Genomic DNA, 22,373 nt, shown 5'->3' on the forward strand with positions numbered 1-22,373 from the left:
TGCCACATACTTAAATATTACATAAGCCATGATTGACTCATAAGCCTTGAGTATAATATCAGATATCAAAAAAAGTGTCAAGCATTTTTACTTGACACTTTTAAAAATTTATTAAATCAGCTTTCAAGCTTCTTTTCCCGCTCATTAGGAGGATATTCAACTTCATATTCTTCGCTTAAATTCTCCATTCCGTTAATCTGTAGTCTCTTAAACACCCATTTCTTAATAAGATGATATATAACTGCAAATATAGGAACACCTAAAAGCATTCCTGCAAATCCCCATATATCACCAAAGAGGAGTATTGCAAACAATACCCAGAAACTTGAGATTCCTGTAGTATTACCAAGAATTTTAGGTCCGATAATATTACCGTCAATCTGCTGTAATATAAAATTAAATATTACAAAGAACAGGCACTGTGCAGGATTGACAATAAGACATAATAAAGCTCCAATAAACCATGCTATGTACCAGCCAAAGAAAGGAATAACATTAAATATTCCAACAATGAATGCAATAAGAATCTCACTCATCATCTCTTTGCCAGGATTACATATTGTAAATATCTTAAGTGATATAAAACATATAAGTGCTATTACAAAGGCATCAAGGATTTTGCCATTAACAAAGCCGCTGAACACCTTATCAGTATACTTAATCTCTTCCATAACGCTGGCAGCACGTTCTTTCTTGAATATACTATAGACAACCATCTCTCCCTGCTTTGCAAGCTTTTTTCTTGCTGTAAGAAGATACGCTGCAACAATGAATCCGATAAGAACATTAAAAAGTACAACAATGATATTAACTACACCGGTTGAAACACCGGAAGCAATTCCCTGTGCATATCCAAGAAACTCGTTACCGAGCCAGTCATTAATAAATGTATATGTTTTATCGATAATATTCTCTGAATATTTCATAAGAGTTTCATTTTCGTTAAGAAACTTCTGTACAAAATCAATAACTTTATTGACATTATCAGGAATAATCTGAATAAGACGCACAACACTATTTACAAGATTAGGAATAATAACAATAATCATAAAATATATGAACAGAATTGCTATAAGAAGCCCTGTAAACACACTAAGATTATTAGACAGGCTTTTCTTTTTCTTCTCATTCTTAATAAACTTAAATACCTTATTATATATATTATCGAAGAAATTACATATTGGACATATTACATATGCTAATACCCCGCCAATTATAAAAGGCATAAGAGTTTTGCATATATGTGAAAATGCTTTGTGGATAGCATCAATTCTGAACAATGCAAAAAAAAGCAATAGTGACAGCGCAGCTGCCCCAAATAATGCCATTGTAACTCCTGCATATCTTTTGAAAGAATATTTCTTCATAGATTTCCCTCTGCAGATAGTGATTAAATGTTTACCTTAACAATTCTAGGTCTTAAACCTGCTGCTTCAAGCTTGTCAACAATCTCATCCTTATGTTCATGTCCGAAAGCTTCAATAGTAATTCTAAGCTCAACAGTTGCTTTTCTGTTAATGCTTACAAACTGGTTATGCTCAAGCTTGATTACATTACCGTTAGCTTCTGCAATAATAGAAGCTACTCTTACAAGTTCACCTGGCTTATCTGGAAGAAGTACAGAAACAGTGAAGATTCTGCTTCTCTGTACAAGTCCCTGCTGAACAACAGATGACATTGTAATAACATCCATATTACCACCAGAAAGAATTGAAACAATCTTCTTATCCTTAACATCAAGCTGCTTTAATGCTGCAACTGTAAGAAGGCCTGAATTCTCAACAATCATCTTATGATTCTCTACCATATCAAGGAATGCAACTATTAAATCTTCATCAGGAACTGTAATAATATCATCAAGATTCTTCTGAAGGTATGGGAATAACTTGCTTCCTGGAGTCTTAACAGCTGTACCGTCTGCAATTGTACTTACAGTAGGAAGAGTAACAACCTTTTCAGCCTTAAGAGATTCCTGAAGACAGTTAGCACCGGCAGGCTCAACACCAATAACCTTGATATTAGGATTAAGAAGTTTTGCAAGTGTAGATACACCTGTTGCAAGTCCGCCACCACCAATAGGAACAAGAATATAATCAACTGTTGGAAGCTCTTTAATAATCTCCATTGCGATAGAACCCTGACCTGTTGCAACATCTAAATCATCAAATGGGTGAACAAATGTAAGTCCTTTCTCCTTGGCAAGCTTCATTGCATATTCGCATGCTTCATCATAAACATTACCGTAAAGAATAACCTCTGCACCGTATCCCTTAGTTCTGTTTACCTTGATAAGTGGTGTTGTTGTAGGCATAACTACTGTTGCCTTAACCCCATATTTCTTAGCTGCAAATGCAACACCCTGTGCATGATTTCCGGCAGAAGCTGTAATAAGTCCCTTCTGTCTTGCTTCCTCTGACATCGTACTAATCTTGTAATATGCACCTCTTACCTTATAAGCACCTGTGTACTGCATATTCTCTGGCTTAAGGTATACTCTGTTACCAGTCTGGCTGCTGAAATACTCACTATATACCAGATTAGTAGGAAGTGTTGCTTCCTTAACCTTCTCGGCAGCTTCCTCGAAACTTTTCAATGTTAATTCTTCCATTACACTTAATCTCCCATCTTAATTTATTAACTTATCAATCTTCATCAGAGCCGTTATCTACATCGAATAATGCATTAACAAATGTGTCTGAATCAAACTTCTGTAAATCTTCGACTTTCTCACCAACTCCAATATATTTAACAGGAATACCAAATTCTGCCTGTATAGCAACGGCAATTCCCCCTTTGGCAGTTCCATCCATCTTAGTAAGAATAATACCTGTGATATTAGTTACATCATTAAACTCTCTAAGCTGAGAAAGGGCGTTCTGACCAGTTGTTGCGTCAAGAACGATAAGATTTTCCCTGTATGCATCAGAATACTCTCTTTCTATAACTCTGTCAATCTTACGAAGCTCTTCCATAAGATTCTTCTTATTCTGAAGACGTCCAGCTGTATCACATAAAAGAACATCTGCCTTTCTTGCTTTACATGCAGCGATTGAATCATATATAACGGCAGCTGGATCAGAACCCTCACTCTGTGCAATAATATCAGCACCAGTTCTGTTAGACCATTCTGTAAGCTGCTCTATAGCCGCAGCTCTGAAAGTATCGGCTGCAGCCATAATAACCTTCTTGTTCTGTGCTTTAAGAAGACCGGCAAGCTTGCCTACAGATGTAGTTTTTCCTACACCATTAACGCCGATAAGCATAACAATGGATTGGCGGTTCTCAAATTCATATGCATTCTCGCCGAGATTCATCTTTTCCTTAATACTGTCAATAAGAAGCTGCTTGCAGTCAGCAGGATTCTTAATCTTATTCTCTTTAACCTTATTCTTAAGGTCGTCAAGAATCTCTTCAGTTGCAACAACACCTATATCACCCATAATAAGGGTTTCTTCAAGCTCATCATAGAAATCGTCATCAATTGACGAAAATCCTGAGAAAACAGAATCAATTCCGGAAACAATATTATCTCTGGTCTTGGTTAAACCTTCTTTTAATTTACTAAAAAATCCCATATTTACTCCTTCTTCTTGTCAAGGTCATTAGCTATAAGATCTACTGAAACAAGTGCAGATACACCCTTTTCCTGCATAGTTATGCCATACAGTCTGTCAGCTGCAGCCATTGTTCCTCGTCTGTGAGTGATAACAATAAACTGTGTATGCTTTGTAAGCTTGTGAAGATAATTAGCATATCTTCCTACATTAGAATCATCAAGTGCGGCCTCAATTTCATCAAGCAGACAGAATGGTGAAGGTTTAAGGTTCTGGATTGCAAAAAGAAGTGCGATTGCAGTAAGTGCCTTTTCACCACCTGATAACTGCATCATGTTCTGAAGCTTCTTTCCTGGTGGCTGTGAAATAATAACAATTCCTGCCTCAAGAATATCTTCACCTTCAACTAGCTCTATTGTTCCTCGTCCACCACCGAACAATTCCTTGAATACCTTATCGAATTCAATCTTAATTTCCTCAAACTTCTCTTTAAACTGAATTCTCATACCATTATCAAGCTCATCAATAACCAGTACAAGAGCCTCTTCAGCCTTAATCATATCATCATGCTGTGTCTTTAAGAAGTTGTATCGTTCGCTTACTTCCTTATATTCTTCAATAGCATTGACATTAACAACACCAAGCTTTTTAATATTAGCTTTGAGAATATTAATCTGCTTCTTAATATCAGATATATCAGTAAGCTCTTCACTTCTTAATTCAGCAGCATAGCTGTATGTAAGCTCATATTCATTCCACATGTAATCTACTATAGAGTCATTCTCTTCTTCTAACTTTTCCTGCTGGTTATGCAGACGCATACTTTCTTTTTCAAGAAGAACAATCTGTTCATTAATCTTTTCACGTTTATCAAAGAATGTCTTATGGCTTGCATTAATAATATCTCTATCCTTGCGGAGAGCTGTAATCTTAGTATTGCAGTCTTCTATCTGATTCTTAGCTTTATGAATATCACTTCTTAACTTTTCAATCTGTGCATTCTTATCTTCAACCTCTGATGATAAAGATTCTTTTCTCTGTCTTATATCAGCTTCTTCTGATTCAAGAGCAGCAATCTCAGAATTGATTCTTATAATATTTTCCTGAATAAATGCTGTCTTCTGCTCTACCGAACTGAATCTTATCTTAAGATTCTCAATATCATCATTAGCCTTATCAAGTTCAGCCTTCTTTGCTTCAAGCTGTTTGTTAAGATTCTCAATTTCTTTTCTTGAGCTTTCATTCTGTATATCAAGCGCACTAAGACTGCCACTTACCTGATTCTTATTCTCATCAATCTCCTTAATCTGTCTGTCAATCTCAGTAGTTTCAGCCTTATCTTTATCATATATAATTCTGATTTCAGATAACTTCTGCTTTGCCTGATTAAGATTCATCTGTTCTGTATTAACAGCTAAAGATACCTCTCTGTTAGCCTTATTATCTGCATCAATAAGTTCTCTTACAGATGCAATCTTAGCTCTGTTATCTGCAATCTTTGCTTTAAGTTCAGTTGATGATTTGCTGAGTTCTGATACAGATTTCTTAAGTTCTTCAATCTCTCTTCTCCTGCCAAGAAGATTGCTTGAATTCTTAAATGCACCACCTGTCATTGAACCGCCCGGATTGAGCTGTTCACCCTCAAGGGTTACAATCCTTAAGCTATACTTGTATTTCTTGGCAATAAGGAGCGCATTATCAATATTATCAACAACAAGAATTCTTCCAAGAAGATACCTGGCTAAGTTCTCATATTCAAAAGAAACTCTTACAAGATTGCTTGCAATTCCTATAACACCATTTTCCTTAATACAAGGCTCTTTTTCAAGAGTATTTCTTCCTGATATTGCATTGAGTGGTAAAAATGTAGCTCGTCCAAGCTTATTCTGCTTAAGATATGCAATCAGCTCCTTAGCAGTAGATTCCTTATCAGTAACAATATTCTGTATTGTTCCGCCTAATGCTGTCTCAATAGCTGTTTCATACTTTCTTTCAACCTTTACAATATCTGCAATAACACCAAGAATTCCAGGATTGCTGTCCTTTAATTCCATAATCTTACGGATACTGTTGCCATAACCGTCATATCTTTCAGTAATATTAACGAGAGATTCAAGTCTTGATTTTTCTCTGTGATAATTCTGTACAATCTTATCATGCTGTGCATTAAGGTCAGCATTTTCATTCTTAATAGCCGTAACTTCATCATTATTGGCTGCAATTCTTTCTGCTATTTCCAAAGCATTTTTCTGTGCAGTTTCTAATCTCTCACTGATATCATTAATCTTAACATTCTGTTCAGCTTCATCACTCTTGTCTTTGATAAGACGGCTGTTAAGCTCAGCTTTTCTTATATTGAGCTGTTCAAGCATAGTTGTGAACTTCTGGTTTTCAGCATTAATAGATGACTTCGCATTAAGTCTGTCGTAGATATCATTCTGACGGCTCTCAATCTGATCTGACACCCCATCAATATCCTGCTTTATAACATCAGCAGCATCCTGTTTAGCCTTAAGATTATTCTCGAACTCTTCTACAGATGTTGAAAGCTCATTGAGCTGTTTCTTAAAATCAGCTACATTGGTCTGCTTTGCAGCTTTATCTTTATCAATAGCTGCAATTCTGTCACTGTAATGCTTTTCATTATCAGTGAATCTGTTAATCTGCTCTGTGATAACATTAATCTCACCGTTAAGTCTCTGGCTTTCAAGCTCAGTGTTTGATAAAAGTGAATTAACATTCTCAATGTCAGAATTAACCTTAGATAACTGTTCCTCTGCCTCTTCATATTCAGCCTTGGTACTCTCATACTCAGCTCTTGAATTAGCAAGGTCGTTATCAGCAATGCCAATCTTTCCTGTCAGTTCTTCAAGATCTTTGCTTATCCTGTCTGATTCCAAAAGAAATGCATTAACATCATATTTCTTTAAATCAGCTTTATAGTCAAGATATTCCTTGGCCTTTTCAGACTGGACCTGTAATGGTCCGACCTGTTTTTCAAGCTCTGATAAAATATCATTAACACGGACAAGATTAGCCCGCTCATTTTCAAGTTTCTTGATTGCAGTAGCTTTTCTTCTCTTGAACTTAACAATTCCAGCGGCTTCATCAAAAAGCTCTCGCCTTTCATCAGGCTTTCCAGAAAGAATCTTATCAATCTGTCCCTGTCCGATAATAGAATATCCTTCCTTACCAATACCGGTATCATAAAACATTTCTGTTACATCTTTTAATCGGCATGAGTTACCATTGATAAGATATTCACTCTCACCTGAACGGTATACTCTTCTTGATACTGTAACTTCATCGTAATCAACCGGAAGTGCATGGTCGCTGTTATCAAGTGTTATAGATACAAATGCGAAACCAACCGGCTTTCTGTTCTCAGTTCCTGCAAATATAACGTCTTCCATCTTAGAACCACGAAGCTGCTTGGCACTCTGTTCGCCTAAAACCCAGCGCACAGCATCGGCGACATTACTTTTACCTGAACCATTAGGCCCTACAATACCTGTAATACCATTATGAAAATCAAATACTATCTTATTAGCAAATGACTTAAATCCCTGTACTTCTATACTTTTTAAATACATAACCCCTCACTTATTATTTCTTATCAGAGTTGATATCGTAGCCTTTATTCTTAAGCTCGATAAGTGCAGCATATGCTGCATTCTGAGATGCTGATTTCTTAGTGTGGCCTGTTCCTTTAATATTAAAAAGCCCGTCAACTACAGCAGCTACAACGAATTGTTTGTTATGTTCAGGACCTTCTTCACCGATGAATTCATAATCAACTTCTTTTCCAAGTCCCTGAATAACTTCCTGTAATATAGTCTTGCTATCAAAAAAGAGTTTCTTATTATCAAGGTCATTAAGAATGAACTTATTAACAAATTCTTTTGCATTAGCAAAACCACCATCAAGATAGATGGCTCCTATAACAGCTTCACAGGCATCTGATACGATAGAATCCCTGCTTCTTCCTCCGGTAAGCTCTTCTCCTTTACCGAGTCTTATAAATGTATCAAGCTTAATAGCTCTTGCACACAGGGCAAGTGTAGGCTCACATACAATGCTGGCACGAAGTCTTGTCATCTTTCCTTCAGCCATCTCAGAGTGATTCTTATATATATAATCACTTGATGAAAGCTCAAGAACAGCATCTCCTAAGAATTCCATTCTTTCATTATCACAACACTGTCCCTTTTTCTGTTCATTAGCATAAGAACTGTGAGTAAGAGCAACTTCAAGCAGACTTATATCTTTGAATTCATAACCAATAGTCTGCATAAACACAGATAAATTTTTATTATGCATAATACACCTTTCTGCGAACTTTTGAAAACAAGAGCATAAGGAACAAATTATGCAAGAATATTTGCTCCTTATGCTCTTAGTTTTCATCGCAATCTGTATAGTTTATTTATTAGTTGCATTCTGAATCTGAACAACTGCATCATTAACTGTTACGATTGATTCAGCGGCATCATCAGGAATCTGGATATCGAATTCATCCTCAATTCCCATGATAATCTGAAATACATCTAACGAATCTGCTCCAAGATCATCAACAAATGTTGTCTCTGGAGTAATCTTTGATTTATCAATGTTAAGTACATCTGCAATAATATTCTGTAATTTCTCGAATTCCATAATATCTATCCTTTCAATCTTTAATTATGCTGCTCAGGAATCTGACCGAGCGCCTCAATGATTTTATCATTTATATTCATTTTTGTAAATGTTACACACTGAATTAATGAATTCTTAACCTCTTTAGCTTTGGCATTGCCATGAGTCTTTACTACAAGGCCATTAAGACCGATAAGCGGAGCTCCACCGTGTTCTGAAGCATCCATTGATTTAAGCTGTGTCTTTAATGACTTCTTGATAAGAAGTGCACCAATCTTAGTCTTTAAAGAAGACATCATAACTCCCTTAATCTTGCCAAGTATCATCTTGGCTTCACCTTCGTAAAGCTTTAAGATACAGTTCCCAACAAATGCATCGCATACAATGATGTCTGCATAGCTGTTAGGAATCTCTCTTGCTTCAATACTTCCTATAAAGTTAATGTTAGGACACTCTTTAAGCATTGGATATGTTTCTTTGACAAGTGAATTACCCTTTTCTTCCTCAAGTCCGACATTGACAATTGCAACTCTTGGATTCTTAATTCCAACAACATTCTCCATGTATATAGAACCCATAACAGCCCACTGTACAAGCATAGTTGCTCTTGCATCTACATTAGCACCACTGTCAACAAGCAGTGAAACACCATCTTTAGTAGGGATAAGTGCTGCCATTGGTGGTCTGTCAACTCCACGAAGTCTTCCAACGATAGTCTGACCACCAACAAGGATTGCTCCTGAGCTTCCGGCAGATACGAATGCATCAGCTTCTTTATTCTTAACCATATACATTGCTTTAACAAGAGATGACTCTTTCTTTCTTCTTATAGCCATAACAGGAGGTTCACCTGTTTCAATTACATCATCTGCATTAACAATCTCTATTCTTGATGAATCATACTGCTGTCCATTAAGACATTCTTTAATCTTATCTTCCTTACCTACAAGATATACAAAGCAGTCCTTATCAGCAGCAACAGCCTGTACTGCTCCTTTGACAATCTCTGCTGGTGCATTATCTCCACCCATAGCGTCAAGTGCGATTTTTACCATAAATTAAACTCCATTTCATATTAATCATTAAAATACTATTGTAAAATATACTACGAATATCAAATTAACGCAACCTTAAGCATTTTTAAATAAATCATTAAGATATTCAGTAATCTGAACTCTGATATCATCATAATCAGACGGATGCATCATATAACCATATGCAACGATAGAATCCTTGTCATAATATATATTAAGATTAAACCACCACGCAACATCAGAAGTTATTGAATCATCTGTTTTATTATAACCTTTATAAGTGGCTATATTAATTTCATGCAAAAGATAATAGAAAAATCCATTGGCATTATTATCAGATATCACTTTTGTTCCATTTACATGGGCATTCTGTCCGCTGACAGACAGCTGCCAGCTTCCATCCGCATTCTGCTTAAGATTATAACTTAAAGATAACACATTATCAGCATAATCATTGTATGTAAAACTAAGACCTTTGCCATAAGCATCATCTATCTGTGCCTGAGTCTCCTGAGTTTCGGTTGAATCTGCAGTAATACTTTTTGCACCGCATCCCTGTAATGGGATAATACATAATTCTAATATAAATATAAATGCGAGTATTTTATTCACTTTCATAATCAAAAGCCTTCCCTTTATCAAAATCCCACATAGTATAACACATTTCTTTATAAAACAAAACAAGCTGCCCCAAACGGGACAGCCTATCAAAATTCATGTTAGTAATTAGTCAACAGAGATGATTTCTTTCTTGTTATAAGAACCACAAGACTTGCATACTCTATGAGGCATCATTAAAGCGCCACACTTTGAGCACTTTACAAGATTTGGAGCAGCCATCTTCCAGTTTGCTCTTCTCTTATCTCTTCTTGCCTTTGAAGATTTATTCTTTGGACAAATTGACATATGTTACACCTCCTTAAAATTCTTTAAAATATCTTTGAAAACAGACATTCTTGGATCCAGGGACTCTCGGTCACAGCCACACTCTGAGACATTCAGGTTGTGTCCGCATATAGAACATAGCCCCTTGCAATCAGGGGTACATAATGTCTTACCCGGCATGGATATCAGTATTTCGCCGAAAACTAATCTGTCCACGTCGAGTTCGTATCCACCAATATAGTCTTTTTCTTCCTTTGCTTCTTCCCCGGCAGCATTGTCTGAGAAATCAACGATTTCATCAACACTGTACTCTACTTTCGTAGGAACAGACTCTAAACATCTGTCACATGGAATATCAAGAACAACAAAGCTCTCAGCTTTAATCTCAAGCTTATTCTTACCAATTCTGGTAATGCTTAATTCAAACTCTGGCTTCTCAAGTATACTATACTTAGCGATTCCAGTGTCAAAGCTTTCTGATTCAATTGAAACCTTTTCTATTCTTTCATCCTGTGAACCGGATAAAAGCTCTCTTAAATCAATTAGCATAATTGTCTCCAATTCATACTATTATGCACAGGAAAAGCATGCGCTAATCCACACCTTGTCAATTATACGCATGCTCCCTGTCTTTGTCAACAACAAATTCACTTAAATTCAATATTTTTCGCGAATATATCAATTATTTTACTAATGCTAATGTTTCTCTTGCGATTGCAAGCTCTTCATTAGTAGGAATTACGCAAAGCTTAACCTTAGATTCTGGTGTAGAGATAATTCCTTCTACTCCACAAGCCTTCTCGCTTGCAGCTTCATCAAGTTCAACACCAAGGTATCCAAGATATTTAGCTACCATTGGACGAAGCCATGCAGCATTCTCACCAACACCAGCTGTAAATGTAATGGCATCAACACCGTTCATAGCTGCTGTGTAAGCACCAATATACTTAGCTACTCTGTAAGCATAAGCTTCAAGTGTAACCTTAGCAATTTCGTTACCGTCGTTAGCTGCAGCATTAAGATCTCTGAAATCACTTGAGATTCCGCCTGACATACCAAGTACACCAGACTTCTTGTTAAGGATATTGAGCATCTCGCTTATTGTAAGGTTCTCATGGTTGCATAAGAACTCTAAGATAGCCGGATCAAGGTCACCCGAACGTGTTCCCATGATAAGTCCTTCAAGTGGAGTAAGACCCATAGAAGTATCTACACACTTACCACCAACAGAAGCTGAGATTGAAGCACCGTTACCAAGGTGGCATACAATAACCTTAGCTGTCTTAGGATCAAGGTTAGCAAACTTGATTGTCTCTTTAGAAACAAAGCTGTGGCTTGTTCCGTGGAAACCATATCTTCTTACGCCGTACTTCTCATAGTATTCACGAGGAATAGCATAGAGATAAGCCTTTGGCTCCATTGTTCCACCAAATGCTGTATCCCATACAGCTACATTTGGCTTGCCTGGCATAGCTGCCTCAACGGCTTCAATACCGATAAGGTTAGCTGGGTTATGTAAAGGACCAAGGTCGAAGCACTCTCTTACAACCTTCTTAACATCTTCTGTTACAAGACAAGACTCGATATACTTCTCACCTGCGTGAAGTACTCTGTGTCCTACTGCTGCAATCTCATCTGTAGACTTGATTACGCCGTGCTCAGCATCCTGAAGAGCATCAAGAACAAGCTTAACTGCAATGTTGTGATCCTTCATAGGTGTTTCAACAACATACTTATCCTTTCCTGTTGGCTTGTGTGTAAGAACAGAACCTTCTATACCGATTCTCTCTACAAGACCTTTTGCGATTACGCTCTCATCATCCATGTTAATAAGCTGATACTTAAGAGATGAGCTTCCACAGTTTAATACTAAAATATTCATTACAAAAATTCTCCTTAAAAATGTTAATTATGCATTCTGAGCCTGAACTGCTGTCATAGCTACTACACCAACGATATCGTCAGCGAAGCATCCTCTTGAAAGATCGTTAACTGGCATAGAAAGTCCCTGAAGAACAGGACCATAAGCTCCAGCCTTAGCAAGTCTCTGAACAAGCTTATAACCGATGTTACCAGCTTCAAGGTTAGGGAATACAAGTGTATTAGCCTTACCAGCTACCGGGCTCTCAGGTGCCTTAAGTGCAGCAACTTCTGGAACTAAAGCAGCATCTAACTGAAGCTCACCATCAACAGTGATATCTGGGTACTTCTCTTTTGCAATCTTAACAGCATCAGCAACCATAGTTACTCTGTCATGCTTAGCACTTCCGTATGAAGAGAAGCTAAGCATAGCAACCTTAGCGTCCTTTCCTACAAAGCTCTTGAATGAATCTGAAGAAAGCTTAGCAACCTCAGCAAGCTTCTCTGAATCATAATCTGGGCTTACAGCACAGTCAGCGAATACAAAAAGACCGTTCTCACCGAATTCGCAGTCTGGAACTTCCATAAGGAAGAAACCTGAAACTGAGCTGATACCTGGCTTAGTCTTTAATAACTGAAGAGCTGGACGGATTGTGTTACCTGTTGAGTGGCATGCACCAGATACTGCTCCATCAGCATCTCCACATTTACACATAAGGCATGCATAGTACATGTAATCCTTCTCCATCTGTTCCTTAGCCATCTCAGGTGTAACACCCTTCTTGCTTCTTAACTCAACGAATTTATCAATATACTTCTGCTTATTAGGATCGTTAAATGGATCTACGATTGTGGCGCCAGAAATGTCATAGCCCTTACCATACTTCTCGATCTCTTCAGGAGTACCAATGATAACTAAATTAGCAATGCCTTCCTTTAAAATCTTCTCAGCAGCTTCATAAGTTCTCTTATCCATAGACTCTGGTAATACGATAGTCTTCTTGTCTGCTTTTGCTCTTTCTTTAATTGTGTCAATAAATGCCATGATTAATGACTCCTCCTTATAAAAAAGTAAATTTTCAGTAAACATACTGAACTCTGACAAAAATTATATACCAATTTTTAGTCGAAAACAAGGTCGTCTGGCACTTAAAAATGTTTTAAAAACGATACATTGACTAAATTCAGCAATAATTTTGACATAAATGTACGATTTCAGTAAAATATAATAAAAACATAAAGGAGACACTACATGAAAGCATGCGGAATTGTTGCAGAATATAACCCATTACACACAGGACATGTATATCAGATGAATAAAGCAAGACAGATTTCGCAGGCTGACTGTATTATCGTTGTTATGAGCGGCAATTTTGTGCAGCGTGGTGAACCGGCAGTAATTGATAAGTATGCAAGAACAAGTGCTGCATTAAAAGCTGGTGCTGATATTGTTGTTGAACTACCTGTATACTACGCATTATCAAGTGCAGAGAATTTTGCTAAAGGTGCAGTTCTTACACTTAATACAATGAAAGCCGCTTCAATCTGTTTTGGTGCTGAAACTGATAATGTAGATTGTCTGGCAAAGATAAGCCGTACTATAATATCAGAATCGCCTGAATATAAGGCAATTCTTAACAAAGCTCTTGCAGAGGGGCTCTCATATCCTGCGGCAAGACAGACTGCTCTTCTGGAATATCTGCCTGAATGCAAAGACATAATTACAGGTTCTAATAACATTCTTGCAATTGAATATATAAAAGCAATTCTTTACAACAACCTTAACATGACATATTATCCGGTGCTTCGTGAAGGTGCTGGCTACAATGACGACACAGATACCGCTGAGTATGCAAGTGCATTTGGAATAAGAAAAATGCTTATGTCAGATGAACATGACAGATTAAAAACATACCTTACTGCCGGTATGTATGAAGAAATAAGCAATTCTAAGAGCTGTCCTTTATTTCTTGATGATTTCAGTAATATATTTAATCATAAAATGTTATTTATTAAGCAGATATGTAACATTAATAATACTGACTTTGCTGACAGACTTGCTGAATATGAAGATATCAGTCCGGACATCGCAAACAGATTTGCAGGTACATTTACAGGAAGTGACACTATCACAGAATTTGCAATGAAAGTCAAATCAAAGAATATAGTATATTCAAGAATATGCCGCTGCATTATGCATATAATTCTTGAAATAAGAAAATCCATGTCCGATTCATACAATAATATACCATATATAAGATTATTAGGTTTTAATAAAACCGGACAGCAGTATCTTGGAAGCATCAAGAAAGAACTTGATGTGCCTTTCATTACCAAGGCTGCTGATTATAAAAAAGAACTTATATTTGACCTTGCATGTTCTGACATATATGCACAGGCTGTATATGAAAAGTATGGGTATGTAATGAAGAATGAACTGCAACAGAATATAATACGTATATAAAAATACACCGGCTGAACCATTAATCTGATTCAACCGGTGCATTTTTTATATTAATTCTTAATTAGTTCTTAAAGCTGTGGATTGGTGCAGGAATTCTTCCCTCTCTGTTCACGAATGCAGAACAGTCAAATTTATTAACAGGCATAATAGGCGCATAACCTAAGAGTCCGCCGAATTCAACTGTCTCTCCAATACCCTTTCCTACAACAGGAATAACTCTTACTGCTGTTGTCTTCTGATTTACCATACCGATAGCTGCTTCATCTGCAATAATTCCTGAAATTGTTGTTGCAGGTGTGTCACCTGGAATAGCTATCATATCAAGACCAACTGAGCATACACATGTCATGGCTTCAAGCTTTTCAATTGTAAGTGAACCTTCATTAACCGCGTCAATCATTCCCTGATCCTCTGATACAGGGATGAATGCTCCACTAAGTCCGCCTACATAAGAAGATGCCATAACACCGCCCTTCTTAACCTGATCATTAAGCATTGCAAGTGCAGCTGTAGTACCAGGTGCTCCTGCTCTCTCAAGTCCGATTTCTTCAAGAATCTCTGCTACTGAATCTCCAACAGCAGGAGTTGGCGCAAGTGAAAGGTCAATAATACCAAAAGGTACACCGAGTCTCTTAGAAGCCTCCTGTGCAACAAGCTGTCCAACTCTTGTAATCTTAAATGCTGTCTTCTTGATAGTTTCGCAAAGGACCTCAAAGCTCTTTCCTCTTACACTCTCAAGTGCGTATTTAACAACACCAGGACCACTGACACCAACATTTATAATTGCATCATCTTCTGTCACACCGTGGAATGCACCAGCCATGAAAGGATTATCATCAGGGGCATTACATAACACAACAAGCTTGGCACATCCTAAAGAATCTTTATCCTTAGTAAGTTCTGCTGTCTCTTTAACTATCTCGCCCATAAGTCTTACTGCATCCATGTTAATACCAGTCTTTGTTGAACCGACATTAACAGAACTGCATATAAGCTCTGTCTGTGCAAGTGCCTGTGGAATTGATCTTATTAAAAGTTCATCACTCTTAGTCATACCTTTTGATACAACTGCTGAATAACCACCAATGAAATTAACACCAACAGTATGAGCCGCTTTATCAAGAGTTTTCGCAATAGTAACATAATCCTCAGGTGTCTTACATGCAGAAGAACCAACAAGAGAAATAGGTGTAATTGATATTCTCTTATTAACAATAGGAACACCGAATTCCTTTGCAATCTCTTCTCCGGTTGAAACTAAATCCTTAGCAAGAGTTGTGATTTTGTTATATATTTTCTCATTTACCTCAGCTAAATCAGGACCAGCACAGTCAAGAAGATTAATACCCATAGTAATAGTTCTTACATCAAGGTTCTCTTTCTCGACCATTTTGTTAGTCTCTGTAACTTCCATAATATTAATCATAGTATTTAAGTCTCCTCACTTTCTTAGATACGGTGCATCATGTCAAATATTTCTTCACGCTGGCATTTAATTACAACACCAATATCTTCGCCAAGCTTATTAAGATCTTCATTAACATTATCAAAATTCTTTGTAGAACCAGACATATCAACAATCATCATCATATTAAAATATCCTGAAACAATAGTCTGTGAGATATCAAGGATATTAACCTTTGTATCAGCAAGATAAGTACATACTCTGGCAATAATACCAACAGTATCTTTTCCTACAACAGTAATTACACATTTTTTCATAGTTTTCCTCTTTCTGCACCTTGTAAGCGCCTGTTATATTTCGCAAATACCTGATAAAACATCACGCTTTGCAACCTCTATATCAAAATCCGAAGATTTGAATGAGTTATCTGACATATCAATTTCTAACTTCACCGTCTCATAAGCAAGTTTATCATAGTTATTCTCTTTGCTTAAATGACCAAGATATATTTTCTTAAGCTTATCATGAAGCAGGGAATTGACAAGCTGTCCAGATGTCTCATTAGAGAGATGTCCTTTATTACCTAATATTCTTTTCTTAAGATAAAAAGGATAAGGACCAACCTGTAACATATTGATATCATGATTGGCCTCAACAAGCATAATATCAGATTCTGTCAGATTATCAACCACATAATCATCAAAATACCCTAAATCAGTTACAACCGATGCTTTTTTTATGCCATCTGCACATTTTTGAGTAAATGTATACGCAACCGGTTCGTTAGCATCATGTGATATACGAAATGGGTGGACTGTTACATCTCCAATTGAAATATCTTCATCCGCATTTATCTTATTAAATATGCCATCCGGAATATTCCCAAGTGATGAAATCTGTTCTATCCCCTCTATTGTACCAGACGTTGAATAGATTGGAATCCCATCTTTTCTCGATATAACACCGATCCCTTTTGTATGGTCAATATGTTCATGTGTTACAAATATTGCATCAATATCTTTAAGACTTAAACCCGCCGTATTAAGTCCTTCTTCAATTCTTTTCCTGCTTATTCCGGCATCAAAAAGAACATGTGTGTCCTCCGTACCAAGGTAGATACAGTTTCCACTGCTTCCGCTGGCAATCGGCATCATTCTCATAATTATTTATCCTCCCAGCGAAGCTCTATAACATCACCATCATTAAGTGGCGATGAATAATCAGCATCATTTCCGTTATGTAAGAATACAAGATTCCCCCTTACCATTGTAAGATCAAATGGATAGAACTGGAACAGGTCTACAACTATATAATCAGGCTTGCCTGATAAAACAACGCTCTGACCATTAACCGTAATAGTTATATCCAGCGGTTGTATAACTGGTTCTTCTGCTACCTTATCATCAGTTTCTTCTGATTCCTGCAGCTTTTCTGATGCCATAATATTCTCATTATATTCCTCTAATGAAGAAGTTCTTACCGTAAAGTTCTCATATACTTTAGTATTCTTATCTGCTGGTTCATTATTAACAGTTACATTGAGTGTCTTATAATCCAAGTCAAGAAACTCAAAAAGCTGTGCAACTGTATAGAAGTTCTCCATACGGATTTTGTCGCCGTCATTAATATCATAGAACTCTGACTTTAATTCTCCATTAACATATGCAAATCTTGGGCAGACTATAGTTTTATCATTTACTATAAATGTTATCTGGGAATTAAACTCTTCAAGCTGTCCTATTGTTATGCTTGCCGGTTCTCCTACTGTAGATTCCGTTACAACTATTATATCATTCTGTTCAATCGGAGTATGAAGATTAGCCGGTCTTCCATTAAGCGTAACAACTGCACCTTCCCCGGCACTTCCCCTTACAAGTCTTGACTTTCCATTAACAGTAAAGTTAATCTCTGCTCCTCTTCTTGGGAAAAGCTTTTCATTAGGGAAGCCAATCTGCATAACAGCATCTACAACTGTAAGATTACTTGTATCATAGAGCTTTATTCGTTCTTTATTAACAGTAACAAATACAAAATTGTTCTTTTGCGTATAATAATTAGTGCATATACCGACAGGAGTTACATATAATGAATCCTTCTTGAAATTGTCAACCTGAAAATCAACTGATGTAAGTACTTCTTCACCTCTTACTGCTACTCTCTGGTGCGGTATTCCAAGACAATCAGCCACTCTTTCTGTATAACCTGGTATCTTGCCACCACCTCCGACAACAAACACAGCATTTACAGGCTTACCGCCATTAAGCTCAATAATCTTTTCTGCAACATCCTTTGCCATCGCATCCACAACATCAGCTGCTGCATTTCTTATTTCAAGTGCATCTACCTTCTGCGTGATACCCATTATATCTTTAAATGTTACAAGCCCTTTTTTCTTAGAGCTTGCAGACATTTTAATCTTTTCAGCAGTATTAAAATCAACAAGGTAAGTTTTTGCGATGCACTCTGTTATCTCATCACCTGCGCAAGGTATCATGCCGTATGCAATTATACAGCCATCCTTTGTAAGACAGATATCTGATGTTCCTGCACCTACATCTACAAGCCCTATGTTAAGAAGCCTGTACTGCTCAGGAATTGCTATATTCATGGCTGCTATAGGCTCTAATGTAAGACTTTCAACATTAAGTCCGGCATATTCAACAGCCTCATAAAGTCCATCAACTACCTCTTCCGGCAAAAATGTAGCAATAAGTTCAACTGAAATCTTAGAAGCCTTATGCCCCTCAAGATTATTAATATCATAGCCGTTAAGCTGATATCTTATAGGGGTGTTTCCGACACAATAAAATCTTGCTTTATCTTCTTTTTCGTTAATCTTATTATGTGCATTCTCAACCGCCAGAAGATTAAGTGAATAGATATGTTCCTGCGTAACCCGTGTTTCCTCTTCAAATTCATACTCAGCAGACGAATTAATAGTTTTAAGAACTCGTCCAGCAGCAGCTATGCATACTTCTGAAAGTTCCCTTCCAAGCTGGTTTTCAAGAGAATTCTTAACTTTTCTGATTGTATCGCCAACTTTATAGATATCATGAATCTGACCATCAAGCATTGCTCTGGTTTCATGCTTCTGCTCAGCCATTGCAATAACTTTAAAACGGTTCCTTTCCATGTATCCCACAACACCGACAATACTTCTTGTTCCTATATCAAGACCAAAAACAAGGGTCTCATTTCTTGACTGTGTATTATCCATACCCTACCTCTAGAATAAACAAATTATGTATAATGTATCATATTCCAAGTATAATCTCAAGCTGGGCGCGTGTTTTTTCAATATCTGCGCCATTATTAATCACTTTATCTGCATGCTTTCTGAACTCATCATCAGATAGCTGGCTTTTAAATATGTCTGATATCTTTTCATCAGAATAGCCTCTTGAAGCAGCAAGTCTTTTTCTTCTCTCATCTTCCGAAACATATATATACCATATCTCATCCATGAATATATCATAGTGATCTTCAATAAGCAGTGCTGCCTCAACAAAACAGTAATCAACATCATCTGCTATCTTATGATTATTAATCTGATTAATAATCTCTTGTTTTACAAGAGGATGAATTATGCTGTTAAGAACGATTCTCTTATTAGGGTTCTTAAATATAATATCTGCGAGAAGAGGTCTGTTTATCTCTCCATCTTCTCCTACAATCTGCTCCCCGAATATATCAACGACCTTTTTAAATCCAATATTACCTGAGTGGTATATATTTCTTGCAACAAGGTCTGCCTGTATAATGTCGCAGGAACACATTTCTTTAAGGAGTGCAAGAACAGAAGATTTTCCTGCTCCTACACCACCTGTGATTCCAATAACTTTCATTAGTGTGCCTCCAGCCAGTCTTTTCCTTCCTTTAAATCTACCTCAAGAGGAACTTTAAGGCTTACTGCATTCTTCATTCCATCAAGCATAATCTGCTTTACAGTTTCAACCTCATCCTCTGCCGTCTCAACAAGAAGCTCATCATGAACCTGCAATATAAGTCTTGACCTGAGATTATGCTCCTTAAGTGCATTATATACATTAATCATTGCCAGCTTTATAATATCAGCTGCAGTTCCCTGAATCGGTGCATTCATGGCAACTCTCTCTCCAAAAGAACGCTGCATGAAATTAGAAGATTTAATCTCTGGAATTTCTCTTCTTCTATTGTACATTGTAAGTGAATATCCTTTTTCTTTGGCATCACTTACGAGTCCGTCAATAAATGTCTTGATAGTCGGATAGCTTGCAAAATATCTTTCAATATATTCTTTAGCTTCTTTTCTTGAAATACTAAGATCCTGACTTAATCCAAATGAACTCATTCCATAGATAATGCCGAAATTAACTGCCTTGGCATTTCTTCTCTGTTCATCAGTAACCTCATCGAGCGGTACGCCAAAGACCTGTGCCGCCGTTGCTCTGTGGATATCTGCTGATGAATTATACGCCTCAATGAGCTTCTCATCCCCTGACATATGAGCAAGAATTCTTAACTCTATCTGAGAGTAGTCGGCATCCAAGAATACAAAGCCATTCTTTGGAACAAATACCTTTCTTATAGCCTTACCCATCTCCATTCTTATAGGAATATTCTGAAGATTAGGCTCTGTACTGCTTATTCTTCCAGTAGCAGTTATTGTCTGGTTAAATGTACCATGAATTCTTCCATCTTCTGATATATACTGTGTAAGACCGTCAGCATAAGTTGATTTAAGCTTTGATAACTGTCTGTATTCAAGAATCTTACTTACAACCGGATAATCAGGTGCAAGCTTTTCAAGTACATCTGCGGCTGTTGAATAGCCACTCTTTGTCTTCTTTCCGTTAGGCATTCCAAGCTTTTCAAAAAGTATTACACCAAGCTGCTTTGGTGAATTGATATTGAACTCTTCGCCTGCTGCTTCATATATCTCTTTCTCAAGAACCAAAATCTTAGTGCCAAGTACCTTAGAATAATCAACAAGTGCCTTTTTATCAACACTTATGCCCTGCTGCTGCATATCAAAAAGAACAAATATAAGAGGCATTTCTATAGTTTCAAAAAGCTCATACATATTCTCACTCTTTAACTGTTCTGTAATTTTATCAGCACATTTGTAATAAGCATATGATGAAAGACATGCATACTTAATAAGATTGTCTTCCGCTTCATTTACTGCCTTATTAATTGACAATTTACCCAGAAGTTCTGTTTTTGAAGGATATGTTAATGATAAAAACTCTCTTCCAAGACTTTCATAATCATAACTTTCGTTACTTGGATGAAGCAGATATGCCGCAATTGCAGTATCAATAAATGCTTTTTCTGAAACAAGCGGATAGCCATTTATCTTGTCTTTTTCAAATATATCAAGATAATCTTTAATATTGGCAGATGCTATATTTCTGTTAGAAGCCACGCTTACAACATCTGACAGACGGTCTGCAAGATAACTCTCTGTAACAAAGCCCGATACCGGAATATAATATATTTCTGTATCTGATAGTGTTATTCCAACTGCAGTCAGTTCACTTTCTCTTACAATAGAAAGTCCGATTTTTTCAATTCCACCTGCTATATCCATTGCTTTGTTAAATACATTTTCAACCTCAGCAAAATCAGATATCTTCTTGAAATATTCATAACATTCAGGATCTTTAGCAATTATATCTGTATTCTCAAACTTCTTTAGCATATTTTTAAAATTATACTTCTTAAAAAGTTCATATGAATTCTCATTAAAGAAATCACCTGCTTTAGAATCTTCAACTTTATAATCAATCGGAACATCGATTTTAATCTCTGACAAGAATCTGCTCATCTTAATCTGCTCGATATTCTCAGTTATTGATGTTTTTGCTTTAGGCGGCTTCAACTCGCAAAGATGTTCAAAAACATTATCAAGACTATGATATTCCCGAATAATGGCAGACGCTGTCTTAGGTCCTATCCCCGGTGCTCCCGGTATATTATCAGATGTATCCCCCATAAGGGCTTTAACATCTATAAATTCATGAGGAGTAACTCCATACAGATTAAATACATCTGATGGATAATAATCTTCAACCTCTGTTACACCTTTCTTTGTCTTTGGTATTCTTATCTTAATATGCTCATCTGCCAGCTGAAGCAAATCTCTGTCACCTGAAACAATTGATACATCTATTCCTTTCGCAGCACTTTCCTTCGCAATTGTACCTAGAATATCATCTGCTTCGTATCCCTCCTGCTCGACAACTGTAATATTCATTGCTTTAAGCAGCTCCTTCATAAGAGGAACCTGCTGCTTTAGTTCTGGCTGCATAGGCTTTCTTGTCCCTTTATATCCATCAAATGCCTTATGTCTGAATGTCGGTGCAGATAAATCAAATGCAACCGTAATATAGTCGGGCTTTTCTTCATCAAGAAATTTAAATAAAATATTAAGAAAGCCATACATAGCATTGGTATGTATGCCTTCTGCATTAGTAAGGTCAGGAACTCCGTAAAATGCCCTATTTAATATGCTGTGTCCATCTATTAATATAAGTTTTTCACCCATAACAATC

The 22,373-nt window shown here is 36.8% G+C and carries 19 protein-coding genes; 1 reads left to right on the forward strand and 18 read right to left on the reverse strand.

Annotation, left to right across the window (positions count from 1 at the left end; genetic code table 11):
* Positions 1-116: 116 nt before the first annotated feature.
* The 12 genes from GKE48_RS08130 to pta all read right to left on the reverse strand — a co-directional run bounded on the left by GKE48_RS08130 (position 117) and on the right by pta (position 13,013).
* Positions 117-1,367, reverse strand: a complete 1,251-nt coding sequence (locus GKE48_RS08130; RefSeq protein WP_022098619.1) for an AI-2E family transporter — start codon at positions 1,365-1,367, stop codon at positions 117-119.
* 23 nt (positions 1,368-1,390) lie between these two features.
* On the reverse strand, positions 1,391-2,608 hold the full coding sequence (gene ilvA / locus GKE48_RS08135; protein WP_154300828.1) for a threonine ammonia-lyase: 1,218 nt from the start codon (positions 2,606-2,608) through the stop codon (positions 1,391-1,393).
* Positions 2,609-2,642: 34 nt separating this feature from the next.
* Complete coding sequence (ftsY, locus tag GKE48_RS08140) at positions 2,643-3,575, reverse strand: signal recognition particle-docking protein FtsY (RefSeq protein WP_055214982.1); 933 nt, start codon at positions 3,573-3,575, stop codon at positions 2,643-2,645.
* Between the two features lie 2 nt (positions 3,576-3,577).
* On the reverse strand, positions 3,578-7,147 hold the full coding sequence (gene smc, locus GKE48_RS08145) for a chromosome segregation protein SMC (protein ID WP_154300829.1): 3,570 nt from the start codon (positions 7,145-7,147) through the stop codon (positions 3,578-3,580).
* A gap of 13 nt (positions 7,148-7,160) precedes the next feature.
* Positions 7,161-7,874: a ribonuclease III gene (gene rnc, locus GKE48_RS08150; RefSeq protein ID WP_154300830.1), complete on the reverse strand. Its 714-nt coding sequence runs from the start codon at positions 7,872-7,874 to the stop codon at positions 7,161-7,163.
* Positions 7,875-7,976: 102 nt separating this feature from the next.
* Positions 7,977-8,210 carry an acyl carrier protein gene (acpP, locus tag GKE48_RS08155; protein WP_012739296.1) on the reverse strand — a complete coding sequence of 78 codons (234 nt, stop codon included), beginning with the start codon at positions 8,208-8,210 and terminating at the stop codon, positions 7,977-7,979.
* Positions 8,211-8,230: 20 nt separating this feature from the next.
* Entirely contained in the window at positions 8,231-9,244 is a 1,014-nt protein-coding gene (plsX, locus tag GKE48_RS08160; protein WP_154300831.1) for a phosphate acyltransferase PlsX, read from the reverse strand.
* Positions 9,245-9,319: 75 nt separating this feature from the next.
* A complete protein-coding gene (locus tag GKE48_RS08165) occupies positions 9,320-9,841 on the reverse strand; it encodes a hypothetical protein (RefSeq protein ID WP_154300832.1) in 522 nt (173 codons plus the stop codon).
* A 108-nt stretch (positions 9,842-9,949) separates the two neighbouring features.
* Complete coding sequence (gene rpmF / locus GKE48_RS08170; RefSeq protein WP_022098626.1) at positions 9,950-10,129, reverse strand: 50S ribosomal protein L32; 180 nt, start codon at positions 10,127-10,129, stop codon at positions 9,950-9,952.
* Between the two features lie 3 nt (positions 10,130-10,132).
* Complete coding sequence (locus GKE48_RS08175; protein ID WP_022098627.1) at positions 10,133-10,657, reverse strand: YceD family protein; 525 nt, start codon at positions 10,655-10,657, stop codon at positions 10,133-10,135.
* A 133-nt stretch (positions 10,658-10,790) separates the two neighbouring features.
* A complete protein-coding gene (locus GKE48_RS08180) occupies positions 10,791-11,990 on the reverse strand; it encodes an acetate/propionate family kinase (protein ID WP_022098628.1) in 1,200 nt (399 codons plus the stop codon).
* Between the two features lie 27 nt (positions 11,991-12,017).
* The gene (gene pta, locus GKE48_RS08185) at positions 12,018-13,013 is read right to left on the reverse strand and encodes a phosphate acetyltransferase (RefSeq protein ID WP_012739301.1); all 996 of its coding nucleotides are present in this window, start codon (positions 13,011-13,013) and stop codon (positions 12,018-12,020) included.
* Positions 13,014-13,220: 207 nt separating this feature from the next.
* Here pta and GKE48_RS08190 point away from each other — a divergent pair, with 207 nt between their 5' ends.
* The gene (locus tag GKE48_RS08190) at positions 13,221-14,432 is read left to right on the forward strand and encodes a nucleotidyltransferase (protein WP_154300833.1); all 1,212 of its coding nucleotides are present in this window, start codon (positions 13,221-13,223) and stop codon (positions 14,430-14,432) included.
* A gap of 61 nt (positions 14,433-14,493) precedes the next feature.
* Here the strand turns inward: GKE48_RS08190 and GKE48_RS08195 are convergent, their stop codons facing one another.
* Genes GKE48_RS08195 through polA form a run of 6 tightly spaced genes read right to left on the reverse strand, consistent with a single transcriptional unit; the run spans position 14,494 to position 22,366 of the window.
* Positions 14,494-15,858: a PFL family protein gene (locus tag GKE48_RS08195; RefSeq protein ID WP_154300834.1), complete on the reverse strand. Its 1,365-nt coding sequence runs from the start codon at positions 15,856-15,858 to the stop codon at positions 14,494-14,496.
* Between the two features lie 23 nt (positions 15,859-15,881).
* Complete coding sequence (locus GKE48_RS08200; RefSeq protein ID WP_022098631.1) at positions 15,882-16,154, reverse strand: ACT domain-containing protein; 273 nt, start codon at positions 16,152-16,154, stop codon at positions 15,882-15,884.
* 33 nt (positions 16,155-16,187) lie between these two features.
* Entirely contained in the window at positions 16,188-16,997 is an 810-nt protein-coding gene (locus tag GKE48_RS08205) for an MBL fold metallo-hydrolase (protein WP_154300835.1), read from the reverse strand.
* Between the two features lie 2 nt (positions 16,998-16,999).
* Entirely contained in the window at positions 17,000-19,054 is a 2,055-nt protein-coding gene (locus GKE48_RS08210; RefSeq protein WP_154300836.1) for a cell division FtsA domain-containing protein, read from the reverse strand.
* A gap of 37 nt (positions 19,055-19,091) precedes the next feature.
* Positions 19,092-19,682: a dephospho-CoA kinase gene (gene coaE, locus GKE48_RS08215; RefSeq protein WP_154300837.1), complete on the reverse strand. Its 591-nt coding sequence runs from the start codon at positions 19,680-19,682 to the stop codon at positions 19,092-19,094.
* A complete protein-coding gene (gene polA / locus GKE48_RS08220; RefSeq protein WP_055285638.1) occupies positions 19,682-22,366 on the reverse strand; it encodes a DNA polymerase I in 2,685 nt (894 codons plus the stop codon). Before polA ends, coaE begins: the two co-directional genes overlap by 1 nt.
* Positions 22,367-22,373 lie beyond the last annotated feature (7 nt).

It is taken from the genome of Lachnospira eligens (assembly GCF_009680455.1).
Lineage (GTDB): Bacteria > Bacillota > Clostridia > Lachnospirales > Lachnospiraceae > Lachnospira > Lachnospira eligens_A.

What these genes read in the sequence shown, in the direction of transcription:
- GKE48_RS08175 (WP_022098627.1), bottom strand. Translation starts at nt 10,657, where the DNA reads ATGCTAATTGATTTAAGAGAGCTTTTATCCGGTTCACAGGATGAAAGA.
- GKE48_RS08190 (WP_154300833.1), top strand. Translation starts at nt 13,221, where the DNA reads ATGAAAGCATGCGGAATTGTTGCAGAATATAACCCATTACACACAGGA.
- GKE48_RS08130 (WP_022098619.1), bottom strand. Translation starts at nt 1,367, where the DNA reads ATGAAGAAATATTCTTTCAAAAGATATGCAGGAGTTACAATGGCATTA.
- GKE48_RS08205 (WP_154300835.1), bottom strand. Translation starts at nt 16,997, where the DNA reads ATGAGAATGATGCCGATTGCCAGCGGAAGCAGTGGAAACTGTATCTAC.
- GKE48_RS08180 (WP_022098628.1), bottom strand. Translation starts at nt 11,990, where the DNA reads ATGAATATTTTAGTATTAAACTGTGGAAGCTCATCTCTTAAGTATCAG.
- GKE48_RS08200 (WP_022098631.1), bottom strand. Translation starts at nt 16,154, where the DNA reads ATGAAAAAATGTGTAATTACTGTTGTAGGAAAAGATACTGTTGGTATT.
- rnc (WP_154300830.1), bottom strand. Translation starts at nt 7,874, where the DNA reads ATGCATAATAAAAATTTATCTGTGTTTATGCAGACTATTGGTTATGAA.
- ilvA (WP_154300828.1), bottom strand. Translation starts at nt 2,608, where the DNA reads ATGGAAGAATTAACATTGAAAAGTTTCGAGGAAGCTGCCGAGAAGGTT.
- GKE48_RS08195 (WP_154300834.1), bottom strand. Translation starts at nt 15,858, where the DNA reads ATGATTAATATTATGGAAGTTACAGAGACTAACAAAATGGTCGAGAAA.
- polA (WP_055285638.1), bottom strand. Translation starts at nt 22,366, where the DNA reads ATGGGTGAAAAACTTATATTAATAGATGGACACAGCATATTAAATAGG.
- rpmF (WP_022098626.1), bottom strand. Translation starts at nt 10,129, where the DNA reads ATGTCAATTTGTCCAAAGAATAAATCTTCAAAGGCAAGAAGAGATAAG.
- smc (WP_154300829.1), bottom strand. Translation starts at nt 7,147, where the DNA reads ATGTATTTAAAAAGTATAGAAGTACAGGGATTTAAGTCATTTGCTAAT.
- acpP (WP_012739296.1), bottom strand. Translation starts at nt 8,210, where the DNA reads ATGGAATTCGAGAAATTACAGAATATTATTGCAGATGTACTTAACATT.
- ftsY (WP_055214982.1), bottom strand. Translation starts at nt 3,575, where the DNA reads ATGGGATTTTTTAGTAAATTAAAAGAAGGTTTAACCAAGACCAGAGAT.
- pta (WP_012739301.1), bottom strand. Translation starts at nt 13,013, where the DNA reads ATGGCATTTATTGACACAATTAAAGAAAGAGCAAAAGCAGACAAGAAG.
- plsX (WP_154300831.1), bottom strand. Translation starts at nt 9,244, where the DNA reads ATGGTAAAAATCGCACTTGACGCTATGGGTGGAGATAATGCACCAGCA.
- GKE48_RS08210 (WP_154300836.1), bottom strand. Translation starts at nt 19,054, where the DNA reads ATGGATAATACACAGTCAAGAAATGAGACCCTTGTTTTTGGTCTTGAT.
- GKE48_RS08165 (WP_154300832.1), bottom strand. Translation starts at nt 9,841, where the DNA reads ATGAAAGTGAATAAAATACTCGCATTTATATTTATATTAGAATTATGT.
- coaE (WP_154300837.1), bottom strand. Translation starts at nt 19,682, where the DNA reads ATGAAAGTTATTGGAATCACAGGTGGTGTAGGAGCAGGAAAATCTTCT.